General features: G+C 57.1%; 16 protein-coding genes. 11 read left to right on the plus strand and 5 right to left on the minus strand.

Features of this window, described 5'->3' with window-relative positions; translation table 11 throughout:
- A partial coding sequence (locus ACT3XD_RS16210; RefSeq protein ID WP_444280613.1) for an IS5 family transposase occupies positions 1-811 on the plus strand: 811 nt, incomplete at its 5' end.
- 151 nt (positions 812-962) lie between these two features.
- On the opposite strand, the gene mscL is transcribed toward ACT3XD_RS16210, so the two are convergent.
- Entirely contained in the window at positions 963-1,466 is a 504-nt protein-coding gene (gene mscL / locus ACT3XD_RS16215) for a large-conductance mechanosensitive channel protein MscL (protein WP_193092581.1), read from the minus strand.
- A gap of 349 nt (positions 1,467-1,815) precedes the next feature.
- Between mscL and ACT3XD_RS16220 the strand changes: the two genes are divergently transcribed.
- The 7 genes from ACT3XD_RS16220 to etfB all read left to right on the plus strand — a co-directional run bounded on the left by ACT3XD_RS16220 (position 1,816) and on the right by etfB (position 11,144).
- Positions 1,816-2,952 (plus strand): GlxA family transcriptional regulator, encoded by a 1,137-nt coding sequence (locus ACT3XD_RS16220; RefSeq protein ID WP_193092582.1) that lies wholly within the window; start codon positions 1,816-1,818, stop codon positions 2,950-2,952.
- Between the two features lie 317 nt (positions 2,953-3,269).
- Complete coding sequence (locus ACT3XD_RS16225; RefSeq protein ID WP_193092583.1) at positions 3,270-4,247, plus strand: dipeptidase; 978 nt, start codon at positions 3,270-3,272, stop codon at positions 4,245-4,247.
- Between the two features lie 87 nt (positions 4,248-4,334).
- Positions 4,335-4,868 carry a DUF5943 domain-containing protein gene (locus tag ACT3XD_RS16230; protein WP_193092584.1) on the plus strand — a complete coding sequence of 178 codons (534 nt, stop codon included), beginning with the start codon at positions 4,335-4,337 and terminating at the stop codon, positions 4,866-4,868.
- Between the two features lie 11 nt (positions 4,869-4,879).
- Complete coding sequence (dgcA, locus tag ACT3XD_RS16235; protein WP_193092585.1) at positions 4,880-6,952, plus strand: dimethylglycine demethylation protein DgcA; 2,073 nt, start codon at positions 4,880-4,882, stop codon at positions 6,950-6,952.
- A gap of 82 nt (positions 6,953-7,034) precedes the next feature.
- The gene (locus tag ACT3XD_RS16240) at positions 7,035-9,056 is read left to right on the plus strand and encodes a (Fe-S)-binding protein (protein WP_193092586.1); all 2,022 of its coding nucleotides are present in this window, start codon (positions 7,035-7,037) and stop codon (positions 9,054-9,056) included.
- Positions 9,053-10,330: an electron transfer flavoprotein subunit alpha gene (gene etfA, locus ACT3XD_RS16245; RefSeq protein WP_193092587.1), complete on the plus strand. Its 1,278-nt coding sequence runs from the start codon at positions 9,053-9,055 to the stop codon at positions 10,328-10,330. Before ACT3XD_RS16240 ends, etfA begins: the two co-directional genes overlap by 4 nt.
- On the plus strand, positions 10,320-11,144 hold the full coding sequence (gene etfB / locus ACT3XD_RS16250) for an electron transfer flavoprotein subunit beta (protein ID WP_193092588.1): 825 nt from the start codon (positions 10,320-10,322) through the stop codon (positions 11,142-11,144). The genes etfA and etfB overlap by 11 nt, the downstream gene beginning before the upstream one ends.
- A gap of 244 nt (positions 11,145-11,388) precedes the next feature.
- Here etfB and ACT3XD_RS16255 read toward each other — a convergent pair whose 3' ends face one another.
- The 3 genes from ACT3XD_RS16255 to aroQ form a co-directional block, all read right to left on the minus strand.
- Positions 11,389-12,291: a DMT family transporter gene (locus tag ACT3XD_RS16255; RefSeq protein WP_193092589.1), complete on the minus strand. Its 903-nt coding sequence runs from the start codon at positions 12,289-12,291 to the stop codon at positions 11,389-11,391.
- Positions 12,292-12,378: 87 nt separating this feature from the next.
- Positions 12,379-13,683: a sodium:solute symporter family transporter gene (locus ACT3XD_RS16260; RefSeq protein WP_441676105.1), complete on the minus strand. Its 1,305-nt coding sequence runs from the start codon at positions 13,681-13,683 to the stop codon at positions 12,379-12,381.
- A 438-nt stretch (positions 13,684-14,121) separates the two neighbouring features.
- Positions 14,122-14,562 (minus strand): type II 3-dehydroquinate dehydratase, encoded by a 441-nt coding sequence (gene aroQ / locus ACT3XD_RS16265; protein ID WP_193091809.1) that lies wholly within the window; start codon positions 14,560-14,562, stop codon positions 14,122-14,124.
- Between the two features lie 139 nt (positions 14,563-14,701).
- Between aroQ and ACT3XD_RS16270 the strand changes: the two genes are divergently transcribed.
- From ACT3XD_RS16270 to ACT3XD_RS16280, 3 genes are all read left to right on the plus strand, one after another.
- The gene (locus ACT3XD_RS16270) at positions 14,702-15,496 is read left to right on the plus strand and encodes an IclR family transcriptional regulator domain-containing protein (RefSeq protein WP_193091810.1); all 795 of its coding nucleotides are present in this window, start codon (positions 14,702-14,704) and stop codon (positions 15,494-15,496) included.
- Positions 15,497-15,560: 64 nt separating this feature from the next.
- The gene (locus ACT3XD_RS16275) at positions 15,561-16,415 is read left to right on the plus strand and encodes a DUF72 domain-containing protein (RefSeq protein WP_417420624.1); all 855 of its coding nucleotides are present in this window, start codon (positions 15,561-15,563) and stop codon (positions 16,413-16,415) included.
- A gap of 149 nt (positions 16,416-16,564) precedes the next feature.
- Entirely contained in the window at positions 16,565-17,908 is a 1,344-nt protein-coding gene (locus tag ACT3XD_RS16280; protein WP_193091812.1) for a sodium-dependent transporter, read from the plus strand.
- Positions 17,909-17,978: 70 nt separating this feature from the next.
- On the opposite strand, the gene ACT3XD_RS16285 is transcribed toward ACT3XD_RS16280, so the two are convergent.
- Entirely contained in the window at positions 17,979-18,197 is a 219-nt protein-coding gene (locus ACT3XD_RS16285) for a PA3496 family putative envelope integrity protein (protein WP_018918494.1), read from the minus strand.
- Between the last annotated feature and the right edge of the window lie 207 nt (positions 18,198-18,404).

Consider the following 18,404-nt stretch of genomic DNA (forward strand, 5'->3'; position numbering starts at 1 on the left):
TAAGGGCGAGAGCGGGCGGCCTCCGTATCAATTGTCTGCCATGCTCCGCGTCCATTGCATGCAGTTGTTTTACAACCTGAGCGATCCGGCCATGGAAGACGCCCTCTACGAGATCGAGTCCATGCGCCAATTCGCCGGTTTGAAACTGGACCGATTGCCGGACGAAACCACGATCCTCAAGTTTCGCCATTTTCTGGAACGCCACGGCCTTGGCAAGGTGCTGTTCCAGGAAGTGAACAACCACCTGGAGAAAAATGGCCTGATGCTGCGCGAAGGGAGCATTGTCGATGCCACTATCATCTCTGCGCCTAGTTCCACCAAAAACAAAAAAGGCGAGCGCGATCCGCAAATGCACCAAACTAAAAAAGGTAGCTCTTGGCACTTTGGCATGAAAATGCACATAGGTGTCGACGATAAGCTTGGGTTGATTCACAGCATTGAGACCACGGCTGCCAATGTCCATGACATTGTGCCTGCCGATAAGCTCCTTCACGGTGAAGAGCAACGCGTCTTCGGTGATGCCGGTTACCTTGGTATTCAAAAACGAGACGAGCACAAGCACCGCAACGATGTCTCTTGGTATATTGCCAAACGGCCTGGCACCCGCAAGCAGCTAGATGCCAGGCGACAGAAAGTCGAAAAAATCAAAGCCAGTATCCGTGCCAAGGTGGAACACCCCTTTCGGTACATCAAACACGTTTTTGGTTATGGCAAGGCTCGCTATCGTGGACTGGCCAAAAACACTCAGCGCCTGCACTTGCTGGCGGCGTTCAGTAACCTGCTAATCAGTGAAAAATACCTATGGGAATAGGGCGATTGCGCCCGTTTTCCGCTCAATGAGCGGGAAAGGGGCAAAAATACACAAAGAACGGGAGAAGAGTGTCTGAATTTTCGATTTTTTGTCGGCTCAAGTGAGCGTTGATGAATATCGGCAGTTATTCAGACCTTCCCTAATTAAAAAATTAAGGCGATGCCGCCTTGAGAGATTGCTGTTCAGCCTCTGTAGGCACCGGCAGCTCGGACGTGCAGTGGCCGCACCGGACGGCTTTGATAGGCACGGTCATGAAACAGTACGGGCAGGGCTTCTCGACCGGGCTTTTGGGCGCTTCCACCTCTTCACGCTTTAAGCGGTTGATCGTTCTAACCAGCATGAAGACCACAAAGGCCACAATCGTGAAACTGACCACTGCATTGATAAACAGCCCAACGTTTAGGGTGACGGCTCCGGCTGCTTGAGCAGCCGCCAAGGTGGGGTAAGGGCCTGCAACGCTGCCCTGACTAAGCACGACAAACAGATTGGAGAAATCAATACCACCCACTAATAGGCCGATAATCGGGTTCATGACATCCTTGACGAGGCTTTGTACGATCAGTGTAAAAGCGCCGCCTATAATAATCCCCACCGCCATATCCACCACGTTGCCTTTAACGGCAAACTCGCGGAACTCCTTGAAAAACTTGGCCATTGATGCCTCCTTACGTTCTTTAGCTTATTAGCTTATAGCGTTTTTTTAAATGTAAAACCTTTGGGTTCAATGAGTTATTAAAACGACGTTTAACTTTGAAACAAACGTTTCATTAATCACTGATGCCCGCCTTACATCTCCATTAATCGCCCCAGTGGCGACTTCCAGTGTTCTATTTGCGACATCTGCTGAATTGCTTTTCAGATTGCTTTGTCAGTATAAGTGTCATTCGTGCCAATATGCAGGTAAGCAGTAAGTATCTAGCGCAGGGACCCAAAACAAGACGCCAGCGACATAGACAGATAATAAAAAGAAAACCAATGACGTTTAGGTGATAGAGGTAAAGACCATGACAATTGATCAAGTAAAAAAACCCACCACAGTAGGTCACTCGAACGTACCGCAAACCCTCGGTTTTCTGCTGTTGGACAACTTCACCCTTATCTCTCTGGCATCAGCGATTGAGCCCCTGCGCATGGCCAACCAGCTAGCGGGGCGCGAGCTTTACCGCTGGTACATGCTGACTCAGGATGGCTCTCCGGTTCGCGCAAGCGACGGCCTGCATGTAACGCCTGATGCCTCAATGCATGCACCGCTGTCACTTGACTGGGTCGTGGTATGTGGCGGCGTCGCCCCTCAGCATAGTGTCAGCCGCGATCACCTGCATTGGCTGCAGGCGCAGTCGCGCCAGCTACGGCGCCTGGGCGCTATCTGTACGGGTAGCTGGGCGCTGGGTCAGGCGGGCCTGCTGGATCATTACGAAACCAGCATTCACTGGGAATGCTTGGCGTCCATTCAGGAAGCGTTTCCGAAGATTGTGCTGACCACGCGGCTTTTTTCCATCGACCGCGACCGGTTTACCGCCTCGGGCGGCACGGCACCGCTGGATATGATGCTCAACCTGATCGCTCACGATCATGGTAAGGAGCTTTCGGCAGGCATTTCCGAAATGTTCATCTACGAGCGTATGCGCAACGAGCAGGATCAGCAGCGCGTACCGTTAAAGCACGTGCTGGGCACGACCCAGCCCAAGCTGCTGGAAATCGTCGCGCTGATGGAATCCAACCTTGAAGAGCCGCTTGAGCTCGACGAGCTGGCAAGTTACGTCGACGTTTCCCGTCGCCAGCTGGAGCGCCTGTTCCAGCGCTACCTGCACTGCTCGCCCTCGCGCTACTATCTGAAACTTCGTCTGTTGCGTGCACGTCAGCTACTCAAACAGACGCCGCTATCCATCATCGAAATTGCCTCGGTGTGCGGCTTTGTTTCAACCCCGCACTTTTCCAAGTGCTACCGCGAATGCTTCGGTATTCCGCCGCGCGATGAACGTCTGGGCATCCATACGCGCCAGAAATATGAAAAATCGCCCCCTTTGCTTAAACGCTGGGGAGTAGAACCGGCAAGCAGCGAACCGACATCGAGCGCCTTGCTGGCGCTTGCCTATGCACAGGGCGAACCCACCTTTGCCAGCGTGCCGTTGCTTACCTGAAAGCGTACTAATTGAAAACGTACTAATTGAAAACGTTCTAATTGAAAGAGTACTAGCTGACACAGCATTAGTCGTTGATATCAGAGCTGCCTAAAAGGCGGCTCTTTTTCGTTAAGCCTTTTGCCATATCACGCCACCTTCTTTGCTTTTGTGACTTCCCCGTTTTCTTTTGTACCGCTTAACCCGGCTGCTCGCCAGGTTTCCTGCACGTGCTTTTCACACGATGACGCTTTTGGAATTTCCGTCGTCGTTTCCAAGCGCAGATCGACACCACCTCAACGCTATGCTCCCTACATAAACAATTCTGGAGCTACGTTATGAACCCTGCTGAATTGCACCAAGACGCCATCGTCATTGACGGCCTGATTATTGCCAAATGGAACCGTGAGCTTCTGGAAGACATGCGCCGTGGTGGCCTGACCGCGGCCAACTGCACCGTCTCGGTGTGGGAGGGGTTCAAGGCAACGGTAGATAACATCGTCGCCTCCAACAAGCTGATGGAAGAGTGCAGCGATCTGGTACGCCCGGTGCGCACTACGCGTGACATCATGCGTGCCAAGGAAGAGGGCAAGACCGGCATCATCTTCGGCTTCCAGAACGCCCACGCCTTTGAAGACCAGATCGGCTACGTCGAGATCTTCAAGCAGCTTGGCGTAGGCATCGTGCAGATGTGCTACAACACCCAGAACCTGGTGGGTACTGGGTGCTACGAGCGTGATGGCGGGCTTTCCGGCTTTGGCCGCGAGATCGTTGCCGAGATGAACCGCGTAGGCATGCTGTGCGATCTTTCCCACGTCGGCGCCAAGACGTCTGAAGAAGTCATTCTCGAATCCAAAAAGCCGGTGTGCTATTCCCACTGCCTGCCCTCCGGGCTTAAAGAGCACCCGCGCAACAAGTCCGATGCAGAACTCAAATTTATCGCCGACCACGGCGGCTTTGTCGGCGTCACCATGTTCACCCCTTTCCTCAAGAAGGGCGTTGATTCGACCATCGACGACTACGTTGAGGCGATTGAGTACATCATGAACATCGTGGGTGAAGACGCCATCGGTATCGGCACCGACTTCACCCAGGGCCATGATCAGAACTTCTTCGAATGGCTGACCCATGACAAGGGCTACGCCCGCCGCCTGACCAGTTTCGGCAAGATCATCAACCCGGAAGGCATCCGTACCATCGGCGAATTCCCCAACCTGACAGAAGCGCTCTTGAAGCGTGGCATGAGTGAATCCCAGGTGAGAAAGATCATGGGCGAGAACTGGGTGCGCACTCTGAAGGACGTGTGGGGCGAATAAGCGCCTGCACTACCGTTCGACAAGACCCTGGAAGCCTTTGAATAACTCAATGTCTTTCAAATAAATATAAGTGTAAGGAATACGACCGTGACCACAACCGCCCCCGAACTCCCGATTGACGTCGACAGCGAAACCGGTATCTGGACGACCGATGCCCTGCCGATGCTGTACGTTCCGCGCCACTTTTTCGTCAACAACCACATGGCGGTTGAGGAAGCGTTGGGCGCCGAAAAATACGCCGAGATTCTCTATCACGCCGGCTACAAGAGCGCCTGGCACTGGTGCGAGAAAGAGGCCGAGCTCCACGGGCTTGAAGGCGTGGACGTGTTCGAGCACTACATGAAACGCCTCTCCCAGCGCGGCTGGGGCCTGTTCATCACCGAAGACATCGACCTGGATGCGGGTACCGCTCGCGTGCGTCTTGAGCACAGCGCGTTCGTGTACCAGATGGGCAAAGTGAACCGCAAGATCGAGTACATGTTCACCGGCTGGTTCGCCGGGGCCATGGACCAGATTCTGGCGGCGCGGGGAAGCGAGATGCGTACGGTTGCCGAGCAGACCCAAAGCGGCGCCGAAGAGGGCTGTGAGCACGGCCTGTTTGTTGTCACGCCCAAGCACTGAGGAGTGTCGTCATGGCATTCGAAGCACTTTTCAAGCCGATCCAGATCGGCAGCCAGACCATCCGCAACCGCGTGGTCAGCACGGCCCACGCCGAGGTCTACGCCACCGACGGCGGCATGACCACCGAGCGCTACGTCAAATACTACGAAGAGAAAGCCAAGGGCGGCTGTGGTCTGTGCATCTGTGGCGGCTCGTCGATTGTTTCTATCGATAGCCCCCAGGGCTGGTGGAGCTCGGTCAACCTCTCCACCGACCGCATCATCCCGCACTTTCAGAATCTGGCGGATGCCGTGCACAAGCACGGTGGCAAGATCATGATTCAGATTACCCACATGGGCCGTCGCTCACGTTGGGATGGTTACGACTGGGCAACACTGGTGTCACCATCGGGCATCCGCGAGCCGGTTCACCGTTCGACCTGTAAAACCATTGAAGTTGAAGAAATTCACCGCATCATTTATGACTTCACCCAAGCGGCACGCCGGGCGAAGGAAGGCGGGCTGGATGGCGTCGAGCTGTCCGCCGTGCACCAGCATTTGATCGACCAGTTCTGGAGCCCGCGCGTCAACAAGCGTACCGACGAGTGGGGCGGAAGCTTTGAGAACCGCATGCGCTTTGGCATGGAAGTACTCAAGGCGGTGCGTGCTGAAGTGGGCAACGACTTCGTGGTGGGCATGCGTATCACCGGCGACGAGTTCCACCCGGACGGCCTGACCCACGAGGACATGAAAAAGATCGCCGCGTATTACGACGCCACCGGCATGGTCGATTACTTCGGCGTGGTTGGCTCGGGCTGCGATACCCACAACACCTTAGCCAACGTCATTCCCAACATGTCATTTCCGCCGGAGCCCTTCTTGCATCTGGCATCCGGCATCAAGGAAGTGGTCAACGTTCCGGTCATTCACGCTCAGAACATCAAGGACCCCAACCAGGCGCAGCGCATTCTGGAAGGCGGCTATGTGGATCTGGTCGGCATGACCCGCGCCCATATCGCCGACCCACACCTGATCGCCAAGATCAAGATGGGCCAGATTGACCAGATCAAGCAGTGCGTAGGCGCCAACTACTGCATCGACCGCCAGTATCAGGGCCTCGACGTGCTGTGCATCCAGAACGCCGCCACCTCACGCGAGTACATGGGCCTGCCGCATATCATCGAGAAGAGCGAAGGTCCCAAACGCAAGGTGGTCGTCGTGGGCGGCGGCCCGGCGGGTATGGAAGCCGCCCGCGTGTGCGCCGAGCGCGGCCACGACGTTACCCTGTTTGAAGCCAGTGAGCAGATCGGCGGCCAGATCACCATCGCATCCAAAGCGCCCCAACGTGACCAGATTGCCGGTATCACGCGCTGGTATCAGTTGGAGCTCAACCGTCTTGAGGTGGATCAGCGTCTGGGCACCAGGGCCGATGAGGCGACCATCCAGGACCTGCGTCCGGATGTAGTGATTCTGGCCACCGGCGGGCAACCGTTCCTTTCGCAGGTGCCGGAATGGGGTTACGACAGCGATAAAGACAAGAGCCTTGTGGTCAGTACCTGGGATATTCTCAACGGTACGGTGGCACCAGGCAAAAACGTGCTGATCTTTGACACCATCTGCGAGTTTTCCGGGGTTTCCGCGGCGGACTACCTGGCCGACAAAGGATCAAAAGTCGAGATCGTTACCGACGATATCAAGCCAGGTGCGGCGGTAGGGGGCACGACTTTCCCCACTTACTACCGCAGCCTGTACGACAAAGAAGTCATCATGACCTCGGATCTCGCCCTGCATAAGGTCTACCGCGAAGGCGATTCGCTAGTCGCAGTGCTCGAAAACGAGTACACCGGCGCGCTGGAAGAGCGAGTGGTGGATCAGGTGGTGGTCGAAAACGGCGTTCGCCCGGATGAAGCACTCTATTACAGCCTCAAGGAGCAGTCGCGTAACAAGGGCCAGATGGATCTCGAAGCGCTCTACGCGATCAAGCCCCAGCCCTGCCTACAAGAAACCGGTGATGGTTTCGCGCTGTTCCGCCTGGGTGACTGCACCGCGCCACGCAACACGCACGCTGCTATTTATGACGCGCTGCGGCTTTGCAAGGACTTCTGACAATAACGCTGTAAGCTGAACGTCATGGGCCGCACGGCTCATGACGTTTTGTACTTACGGTGTCTCTGAGAGGAGAGACGCCATGCTTGATACCCTTCTGCCGATTCTGCTGTTTTCTGCGCTCGCGCTTGCCGCCATCGGTGCCGTGCGCCGGGTGCGCCTGTGGCGCCAGGGGCGGCCCTCTCCTGTACCAACTATCAGCGGCCTAATGCAGGTTCCCAGGCGCTACCTGGTAGACCTGCACCACGTCGTCGAGCGGGACAAGTACATTTCACACACCCACGTGGCCACTGCCGGCGGTTTTGTGCTGGCCGCGTTACTGGCTATCGTGGTTCACGGCTTTGGCCTGGACAGCACGATTCTTGCCTGGGTTCTGCTAGCCGCCACCATCAGCATGTTCATAGGCAGCCTGCTGGTCGCCAAGCGGCGCAGCCCGCCGCCCTCACGGCTCTCCAAGGGCCCGTGGATGCGTCTGCCCAAGAGCCTGATGGCATTTTCCATCGGCATGTTCGTAGTCACCCTGCCCACCGCGGGTATTCTGCCTGAAGGCATTTTCCAGAGCGGCGCGGGCTGGATCGCGGCCTTAGTGCTGGCCGCGGTCATCGTCTGGGGCCTGGGCGAGATGTTCTTCGGCATGACCTGGGGCGGACCGATGAAGCACGCCTTTGCTGGCGCCCTGCACCTGGCCTTCCATCGTCGCCCGGAGCGCTTTTCAAATCGCGCTGGAGGGGAGCACCGGTCAACCGGCCTCAAGCCGCTGGCGCTTGATGACGACCGGACAAAACTGGGCGTCGAAGTGCCGGCCGACTTCACCTGGAACCAGCTTTTAGGTTTCGATGCCTGCGTCCAGTGCGGGCGCTGTGAAGCCGTTTGTCCGGCTTTTGCCGCTGGCCAGCCGCTTAACCCCAAGAAGTTGATTCAGGATATGGTGGTCGGCATGGCCGGCGGCAGCGATGCCAACTACGCAGGCTCCCCTTACCCCGGCAAGCCGGTGGGCGAGCATGCTGGTACGCCTCACGGGCCGATTGTGGACCGTGCGGGCGGCGCGCTGGTGGATGCCGAAACACTGTGGTCCTGCACCACCTGCCGCGCCTGCGTAGAAGAGTGTCCGATGATGATCGAGCATGTGGATGCCATCGTCGATATGCGCCGCTTTCTAACGCTTGAGCACGGCAACACGCCCAACAAGGGCGCGGAGGTGCTGGATAACCTGATCGCCACAGATAACCCGGGCGGCTTTGATCCGGATTCGCGCCTGCACTGGGCGGCGGATCTCAACCTGCCGCTGATGGCCGACAAGCGCGAAGCCGAAGTGCTGCTGTGGTTGGGCGACGGCGTGTTCGACATGCGCAACCAGCGCACCCTGCGCGCCTTTATCAGTGTGCTGCGTGCCGCGAACGTGGATTTTGCCGTACTGGGTACCGAGGAGCGCGACAGCGGCGACGTGGCAAGGCGCCTGGGCGATGAAGCCACCTTCCAGAGCCTGGCCAAACGCAATATCAGAACGCTTGCCCAGTATCGCTTTTCGCGCATCGTTACCTGCGACCCGCACAGTTTCCACGTGCTGAAAAACGAGTATGGGGAACTTGGAACGCCGGAGACACCTGCTGATTATCATGTGCAGCACCACAGCACCTATATCAACGAGCTGGTACTCGCTGACAAGCTCACCTTCAAGGCCTGGAAAGGCGGCAGCGTGACCTACCATGACCCGTGTTATCTCGGCCGCTACAACGGCGAGTACGAAGCCCCTCGGGACGTACTCCGTGCACTCGGCATTGAAGTAAAAGAGATGGCCCGCTCCGGCTACCGCTCGCGCTGCTGCGGCGGTGGTGGCGGCGCACCAATCACCGATATCCCCGGCAAACAGCGTATCCCCGATATGCGTATGGAAGATGTTCGCGAAACCGGTGCTGACCTGGTTGCGGTGGGCTGCCCGCAGTGTACTGCCATGCTTGAAGGCGTTGTTGAGCCCCGTGCTGACATCAAGGATATTGCCGAGCTGGTCGCCGATGCGTTGATCATCAAAACGCCTGACGACAAGGCGACCCAAAGTAAGCCCGCGCCAGCAGCATCGCGCACCGTCCTGGAGGCAACGCCATGAGCGAGCTTGTTCGTCGCGACCCTCGCAAAGCGTGGATCGCCCGTAACCGTCTGCACCCGCAGCACCTTGAGGTGCTGGCCGAACTGGGTGGCGGCGCGGTGGCCAGTGAATGGATGGGGCCCAACGGCGTGATGCGCCGTAACCCCCACGCGGTCGGTTTTATAGGCCCCAACGGCATTCGGCGTATCGATCGCAGCGGCGCCCAGCAGGCAGCCCAGGCGCCGGGGCGCAGTACTGAGGCCAAGGATGCACGACGGCACGTGGTTATCGATGCGCCAGCGTTTATGGTGGCGGTGGTGCCCGATATGGCCGGCGGGCGTCTTTCATCTCACGACCGTGATTTGCTGGGGCTTGCCCGCCAGCTGGCCGACGCTGACCCGGCCCAACCCGGCGCCGTGCTGGCGATCGTGTTTGGCGAGCATAAAGAAACCGCCTTTGATGAGGCGGGCATTGACCGGCTAATGCATCTGGAAGGTGAGCGCTTCTCGGGCTATCTGCCTGAGCTTAGCGTCGCCACCCTGCAAGGCGTTGATCGTGAAATGGCGCCCCGCTACTGGCTACTGCCCGACTCAAGCGTCGGCGGTGAGCTGGGCCGACGCCTCGCTGCACGGCTTGGCGAGCGCCCGGCCGCTCAGGTCTGGCAGGTCGAGGCAGACGCTGAAAGCGCGACCGGCTGGCGCTGTACCGCGCGTGGTGCAGCGGGTAGAAGCGATATTACCCGCAGCCTGCCCCGTATCGTGCTGGCCCTGGCCGAGTGCGCCGACCCGGTCAGCGAGACCCGCCACGCGGCGGAGCCGATCGCGCTTTCCCAAGGCCTTCCCGATGTGCTCGGACGTATCGAGGATATGGGCGAAGTGGCGGTTGACCCGGCCAGCGTGTCGCTCGCTGAAGCTGAATTCATTCTGTCCGCCGGTAACGGCGTCAAGGATTGGGACAGCTATCACCACGCTGCCGACGTACTCGGCGCCACCAAGGGCGCGTCACGCGTGGCGGTGGACGACGGCTTTATGCCGCGGGATCGCCAGGTAGGCGCCACCGGCACCTGGGTATCTGCCCGCGTCTACGTGGCGATTGGAATCTCCGGCGCCATCCAGCACCTTCAGGGCATTCAGAGCTGCGACAAGGTCGTGGCCGTCAACCTCGACGAAGGCTGCGACATGGTCAAGCGCGCTGATCTTGCCGTGATCGGCGATGCCAGCGCCGTGCTCGCCGCACTAGTGAAACGCGTCGAGCAGTACCGCGCCGAGCAGCAGGAGAACCGCGATGCCGCATGATGTCAGTAACACAAATGCCAAATCATCCACACCGAGCGGATTAAACGTTACCGTGCTGGTCTCAGTAGGTCGCCATCCGCTGACCGCGCGAGCCCGCCGCTCAGATCAGGACGCCCGCGCCGTGGAAATGGCCCTGACCCTGCAAAGCGCTTCGGTCAGCCTGCTGCATGCAGGCCAGCAGGATAGTGAAAACGAAGAGGCCATCCGCGGCTATCTCGGCATGGGTATCGACTCTGTCGACTTGATCGAACAAAAACCCCAGGCCGATGTAATACCTGCGCTGGCCAAAGCGCTGCGCGCAAGCGCTGCGCAACTGGTGCTGACCGGCACCCGCGCTGAAACCGGCGAGGCCTCGGGCATAACGCCTTACCTGCTGGCAGAGGCGCTGGGCTGGCCGATCATTACCGGCCTGGCCGCAGTCGAGAAAATCGAGCAGGGTACGGCGGTGGTGCTTCAGGCCCTACCCCGCGGCAAGCGCCGGCGCCTGCGCATTCGCCTGCCGGCGATTGCCACCGTGGATAGTAGCGCGCCTCCAGCACGTCAGAGCGCCTTCGGCCCGGCCAAACGTGGCGAGCTAGCTATCCACCTAGAACCCAGCGCGATCGATGAAGCGCTGGGCACGTGGCACATTCAGCCAGCACGCAAACGCCCCAAACGGCTCAAGATCGTCAAGTCCTCCTCGGCGCGCGACCGCTTCAAGGCTGCCGCCGCCAAAGCCGATGGCGGCGGTGGGCAAACGCTTAACGATGTCACCCCAGAACAGGGCGCCGAGGCGATCTTCAAACTGCTCAAGGAGGAAGGGGTACTGCGCTAGGTAATGAGTGCTTCTAGTGATGTGATTTTCAGCCCGCCGACCGGCGGGCTTTCTTTTACGTAACGATTGCGTTGAAGCACGCGGCAGTCTCGAGTAACTCGTAGCGAGGGTCTTTCGCCAAGGATGGCGAAAGTAGCGCCCAAGGAAGGGTTCACAGCGCCCTCGCGTAGAGTTACTCGAGTCCGCTGCCCACCAAATCTGGCTTTAATGGCCCCAAACGGATTTAAACCATTCACACAGCCGCTTACTTTCCTACAAACCCCGGATAAAGCCGCAAACGCTGCCTTTCCCGGTGCAGGCCAATCCCCGCATGCGCCACTAGCACGGTGATGACCATTGCCCCACCCGCCAGCGTCGAGGCCGTAGGCTCTTCGCCAAGCCACCACCACACCCACAGCGTGCCCAACGCCGTTTCCACCAGATAGAAAAGCGCCACCTCGGTCGACGGTAGATAGCGCGTGGCGCTGTTGATCAGCACGGTAGCCAGCGGCATCTGGATAAGCCCCATCACAGCGAGTACGCCGTAGCGCGGAGCATCCAACGAAAATGGCGCGGCCAAAGGCAGCGCGATGGCCGCCGAAAGCAAGCCCCCGCCGGCAATCACCACGATACGGTCAATATCGGGATAGCGGCGCAGCACCGTTAGATTGCCCCCGATCGCCAGTGCCGCAGCCAGAGCATACAAGTTGCCCACCAGCATCCCCGTGGCGCCCTCGCCCATAAAGACCAGGCTCATGCCCAGCATGCAGATGACAATCGCCACCAGCGTTCGCAAGGCAACACGCTCTTTGAGAAACACCCGTGAAAACAGTGCGGCGAAAAGCGGCGCAGTGCTAAGAATCACCACCACGTTAGCCACGCTGGCGTTCATCACCGCGAGCACGAAAAGCGCTGAAATCAGCCCCAGCAGTATTGCCGAGACCAGCGACGAGAACGGATTAGCGCGCAGCCTGACCAGCCGGTTGCCTACCAGGCACAACAGCCCCAGCACGCTGAACATCAGAAAGCCGCGCCAAAAAACGATGGTCCACCCATCGGTATCCGCCAGGCGGATCAGCAGGCCGTCGAAGCTGAGAAACACCACGCCCAGTATCACCATAAGCAGACCGCGTTGGTAAGGACCGCGTTGGTAAGGACTTAGCTGCATTACATTGTCTCCCGGTTGGCAAAAAAGATAACCGCCCGCCCAATGGGCGAGCGGTTAAGCCTGACAGCCGATGAATGGCTTCCCCGACTAGCTGGTCATGCGCGCGGCTAATGCCTTCTGCTGGCGAGGGCGAACCACCCAGAAGCCCACTGCCCCAGCCATCAATAACATGCTGCCACAGCCAATCGCCAGGGCGTAGCCGCCCTGCACGGCACTGGCATCCACATTAAACTGAGTGGCAAACCCAGCCAGCGTCACCGCATACTGCTGCCACAGGAATATTCCGATGGCCACACCGGACAGCATGGTGCAGAGCGCAATCAAACGCGTACCCGTCATCCAGCCGCTGACGGCCTGGGCATCAAACTCATGCAGAAACGCCTGGTAGACTTTTTCGGCCTGGGTAACGCGGGTTACACGAGAGGCCAGCACAATCGCCACAAGCGCCATCAGCGTGCTCAGCAGCACCGGGTGCAGATGCACCGGTAGGCTAAGCCACTCGGCCTGAATCATCATCGAGATCGCAACATTGCCCACAAATCCCACCGCTAAGCCCCAGCCAGCGCCCGCAGCGGTAATGCGCTTGCTCCAGATACTCATCAGCGCCACCGGCCCCCAGGAGGAAGCAAACAGCGTAGCGGCAAACCACACCACCGACATCACCGCCGGCGGCTGGAATAGCGCCAGCAACAGCGCGATCAACCCCGCCGCCAGCACTGCGATACGGCTTTTGCGCATGGCCGATTTCTCATCCAGCGAAGCGGGCAAGATATCGTTGGAAAGGCTAAAGCCTATGATCGACAGAAACGTCGAGCAGGACGACAGCCCCGCGGCGAACACGCCGGTCAAAATGACCACGCCAAGCCAGGTCGGCAGTATGTTGAGCGCCACCCAGATCATGGAGCGTTCAGGATCAAGCCCTGAATCGTAAAGGTTGATCGCCGCGCCGGTCATCATCATCAAGGCGTAGAAAATCGCCAGCGCCACGGCGGTAAGCATGGCCGAGCGCATCACTACGTGTTCATTGCGCGCCATCAGATAACGGCTGGACTGCCAGGGGCTTGCCGCTAGCACCGCCGCCCACACCAGACCCAGCGTCAAGCCCCAGGTCAGCGCACTGCGCACCGGGTTTCGCTTATGGGGCATCGAGGAGGACTCGCCCATCCCCGGTGCTGAAGGCTCGGCCACCTCGCCTACTTCAGTCTGGGTGAGAAGCGATACATCCAAGGCCAGTTTCTCGGCAGCGCCCGCTACGGCATCCAGCGCCGTGCCCAGCGCATGGATAGGGTAACGGTCGGTATGCCATGGCAATACCGGTGCTGCCAGACCTAGCTTTTCAGCCAAGGCGTCCATCCACTCAAGCCCCAGTGCATCCCACCCGGAAGCACGCATCTAACGCGTACCGGCTCATAAAAGGATGTTTTAAAAATCCAGCAGGCATGGGCGCTTAGCCTCCTTTTAGCGTTATAGAGAACCACAAGAACAGTTTAGACATGCGAAACTGAACACATTTGTACACATGTTCGCCATTCGAACTATACGCTAAAGAGAGGGAAAGGCGTTTGCAACCGTCATTCAGCAGTCGCTTTGACTCACCATCGAATGCATCTTGGCTGCGACAGAAATCGGCCATGATGCATGTTCTCTATCATGGCCAAGCGAATGAGGTCGGGATTTTCGACTGAAAACAAAAAGTAAATCTTACCGATGGCGTAACGCCAAAATGCTGTCGGAGATGGTTTTTTCGTAATTAGAGGGGTGTGTTTCTTACATCACGCCTGATAACCGCATGAATGTTTAATAAACCTCTGGCTGCTTTTTAAACAGCGCCTATCGAGCCTTCATAATAGCGTCAAGAGCCGCTTGATATCCGTGTACTCCAAGCCCTGCGATCACCCCATCGGCGCGCAGCGACACATAGGAGTGGTGGCGAAAACTCTCACGCTTGTGCACATTGGAGATATGCACTTCGATGACAGTGCCTTCGAACGCGTTTAGCGCATCGAGTATGGCAACCGATGTGTGCGTATAGGCTGCCGGGTTTATAATTATCGCCTGGCTACCGTCCTGACGGGCGGCGTGTATTGCATCGATCAGTGCGCCTTCGTGGTTGCTTTGAAAGCAGTTGATTTCCCACCCTGCCAACACTGCCGTCTCGCGCAGCTGGTTATTCACGTCATCCAGGGTTTCATGACCATAGATTTCGGGCTGTCGTGTGCCTAAAAGGTTGAGGTTCGGCCCGTGAAGCACCGTTACTTTTTGTTGGCCCATAAGTAGCTTTCCTAATGGTGAGTAAAGCAAATGTGAGGCGCGCATATATCATGGCACAGACTAACGAATAATTGTTCGCTATTCGAACAACATGTTACATTGGAATTTTGAAATGCGTCCAAACGGTGGATCATTCGTTATGAAAGACTCTTTACAAGAAGACACTCTCACGCCCGATAGCCGTGACTTTGTTTCAGCGCTTGCCAGTGGCCTGGATGTCATCTTGGCGTTTGACGATACCCATTCGCGCATGACGTTAAGCGAGGTCGCCGCGCGAACCGACATGAACCGCGCCAAGGCGCGCCGCTTTCTACTAACACTGCACGCCTTGGGCTATGTTCGCAAACATCAGCGCTATTTCGAGCTGGCACCCAAGGTCTTGCAGCTAGGCTATTCGTTTCTTTCCGCTAATAATTATCGTAGCGTTATCCAGCAGTACTTGGAAGATATTACCGCGCAAACCGGCGAATCCTCATCGCTTGGCCAGCTTGAAGGTGATGATGTTATCTATATCGCACGCTCGGCCGCGCCTCACCGCTTGATGGCGATCTCCCTTTCCGTGGGTACACGTCTGCCGGCGGCCCATACCTCAATGGGCCACGTGCTGCTTGCCCAGCTATCTGAGCGGGCGTTGGAAAGCTATCTTGAGCGTATCGCACTGAAGCGCTACACCGATAAAACCATTATCGACAAGGGCGCGCTTAAAAAGCGGATTGAAACGGTACGTCAACAGGGTTATGCCATTGCCGACCAAGAGCTGGACTCGGGCTTGCGCTCATTAGCAGTACCTGCGTTTAACGCATCAGGGCAACTGCTTGGGGCAATCAATATCAGTACGAACGCAGCGCGCATTGATATGGATACACTGCTGGAGGAATACTTGCCGCTTTTACAAGACAAAGCGGCGCAGATCCGAGCTTCTATTACGACCTAGGCTAATAAAGCGTTGTCATTAATTAGTAGGCTATGCTTAAAGGCCCGCTGCCGGTGAACTATCCATGACCCTTCCCCTCTACCTAGGCCTACCCATGTGGGCGAATCAGGACTGGCAGAGCAGCCTTTATGCTCGCCACGCCAAGACCGACCTGCTCAGCGACTATGCCAGCGTGTTCTCAAGCGTAGAGGGCAATACGACGTTTTATAGCGGCGCGCCGAAAATGGAGACGATTGCCGCCTGGGCTCGCCAGGCACCGGCTCACTTTCGCTTCTGCTTTAAACTACCGGCAAGCGTTACTCACGATCAGCGGTTGACCAATCTCGACGACGTGTGGGCTTTTCTAACCGCGTTGACGCCGCTTCATGACCGGTTAGGTCCTACCATGGTTCAATTACCGCGTGACTTTGGCCCTAACGAACTTCCTAAGCTAGAAGCGTTATTAAACGGCTGGCCCGGGCATTTACCCTGTGCCGTCGAGGTCCGTCATCCTGACTTTTTCCACAAAGGCGCGGCAGAAAAAGCCCTTAACCAATTGTTGATAACTTATTGTGCCAATCGGGTGATGCTGGACGTGCGTCCGGTCTTTTCTACACCGGCTAATGGCCACTTGGGCCTTGCTCATGCCCAACAGGAAAAGCCGAAACTCCCGCTACACGTGCTTTCCACAGGTAATTTTCCGGTCATTCGCTTTATTGGCCATATTGACAAAACGATTAATACGGGCTACTTCGCACCTTGGAAAGCACAGCTAAAGCTGTGGATAAGTCAGGGGAAAACCCCTTTCTTATTTGTGCATACTGCCGACAACCTCAAGTCCCCGGACATGGCCCGAACGCTCTACAATGCGCTTGACGAACTCACCTGCCTGCCACCGCTTAATGCCTTTCCCGGCGAGACGCAAAACCAACTGTTTTAACCTAATATTAATTTAACCTAACTGGCACGGGCCCTCCTGATCGGATAAATTGCGCATACTTTCGATAAGCGAGGGGGTTGGGCTTATCGAACATGCGTAAATGGGACGCATAGCGGCTTATTACAATTTAACTAACTAGTAGGTGATGTATGGCAAAGCTTGCACATGCACAATGGTCATCTCGTATGGGCTTTGTGCTGGCTGCCGCTGGATCGGCAGTAGGCTTGGGGAACATCTGGCGCTTCTCTTATATGACAGGCGAAAGCGGCGGTGCCGCTTTCGTGCTTGTCTATCTGGCGTGTGTCACGCTGGTCGGCCTGCCGATTCTGGTAGCGGAATGGATGATTGGCCGTCGCGGCCAGAAGAATCCAATTAACACCATGGCCGACCTGGCAAGCAGCCACGGGCGCTCTCGGGCCTGGGCAACTATCGGTATCAGCGGCGTTCTGGCCGCGTTTCTGATTCTGTCCTTCTACAGCGTCATCGGCGGCTGGTCGCTGAACTATACGCTAAGCTCGGTGATTGGCACGTTTAACGGCCAGGACGCCGACGCGGTTGGCGCTATCTTTACTAATTTGTTGGGCAGTCCTACAACGCTACTGCTCTGGCATAGCGCGTTCATGGTGCTGGTCGTCGGTATCGTAGCACGCGGCGTGACTAAGGGGCTTGAAGCGGCGTCACGTATTCTGATGCCTGCGCTGGTGGTGCTGTTGTTAATTCTGGTCGGCTACGGCGTGGCGAGCGGCTACTTCGGTGAAGCGCTGAGCTTTATGTTCAGCCCTGACTGGGACGCGCTAGATGGCGGAGTTGTACTTGCAGCGATGGGCCAGGCTTTCTTCACGCTCTCGCTGGGTATGGGCATCATGATGGCGTATGGCTCTTACCTTGGTGAAGACGTCAACCTGATCAGCACTGCCCGTACCGTTATTATCCTGGATACGGCTATCGCCCTGCTCGCGGGTCTGGCGATCTTCCCGATCGTATTCGCCAATGGCTTAAGCGCCAGTGAAGGTCCAGGGCTGATTTTCGTAACGCTCCCCCTTGCCTTCGGCAATATGTCGGGCGGCACGATTTTAGGCTTGATGTTCTTCCTGCTGCTGACATTTGCCGCGCTGACATCGGCTATTTCGCTGCTTGAGCCGGTGGTTGAAACGCTGGAAGAGCGCACGCCCTTAAGCCGTACAGGATCAACGTTGGTAAGCGGTATTGCGGTGTGGGTATTGGGCGTGGCGGCGCTGCTGTCGTTTAACGTATGGTCCGATGTACTGCTCTTCGGCCTCAATATCTTCGACTTCCTCGACACCTTCACCAGCAAAATCTTGCTGCCGTTGACGGGTCTGGGCGCGATCATCTTCTTCTCGATCTGCCTGGATAAAGAAGAAGCGCGCAAGGAGCTGCGTTTGGATATCTACGATTTCACGCTGTGGAATCTACTCGCCAAATACGTGGCGCCACTCGGCGTGATCGTCGTCTTCCTGACGGGTCTCATTTAAGTAAACCAACATGGCGTGCCCCGCCAAACGGTGGGGCAGCACGCTAGTCAATAGCTAACGATCTATCCAGCTAGTGCAATTCGCCTTCTTGCCGCTCATCTTCTTCCGGCAGGGGGGCGATATCCCGATACAGTTTCTGAAATTCCCGATGTAGCTCAATCCCTCGACGAGCTCGTAAGTTGCGTTGAGCGGCACTTCGTTGACGCTGAGCATGTTCATCTACTTCCATGCTCATGAAAATATCCAGCAGTTCGCTCTTAACCGAGGTGATTCGTTCGACGTTTCTCATAATCGACGTGCCTCCAGGTGAATATGCCTTCGTCCACCTGCATCCGTGACGACTGTTAAATGATGCAGTGCGGCACTTCACTTATTACTATACCTTACTTGACAAAATGATGACGAAAGTTGACGAATTTGCTTAACGCCATTTAAACGCACGGCTAAGTCGGCGTTTCATTGCCCATTTATGCCGTCACTCAGGCATACTGTCGAA

Source organism: Halomonas sp. AOP7-B1-5 (assembly GCF_052353045.1).
In the GTDB taxonomy this organism is placed as follows: Bacteria; Pseudomonadota; Gammaproteobacteria; order Pseudomonadales; family Halomonadaceae; genus Vreelandella; species Vreelandella colorata.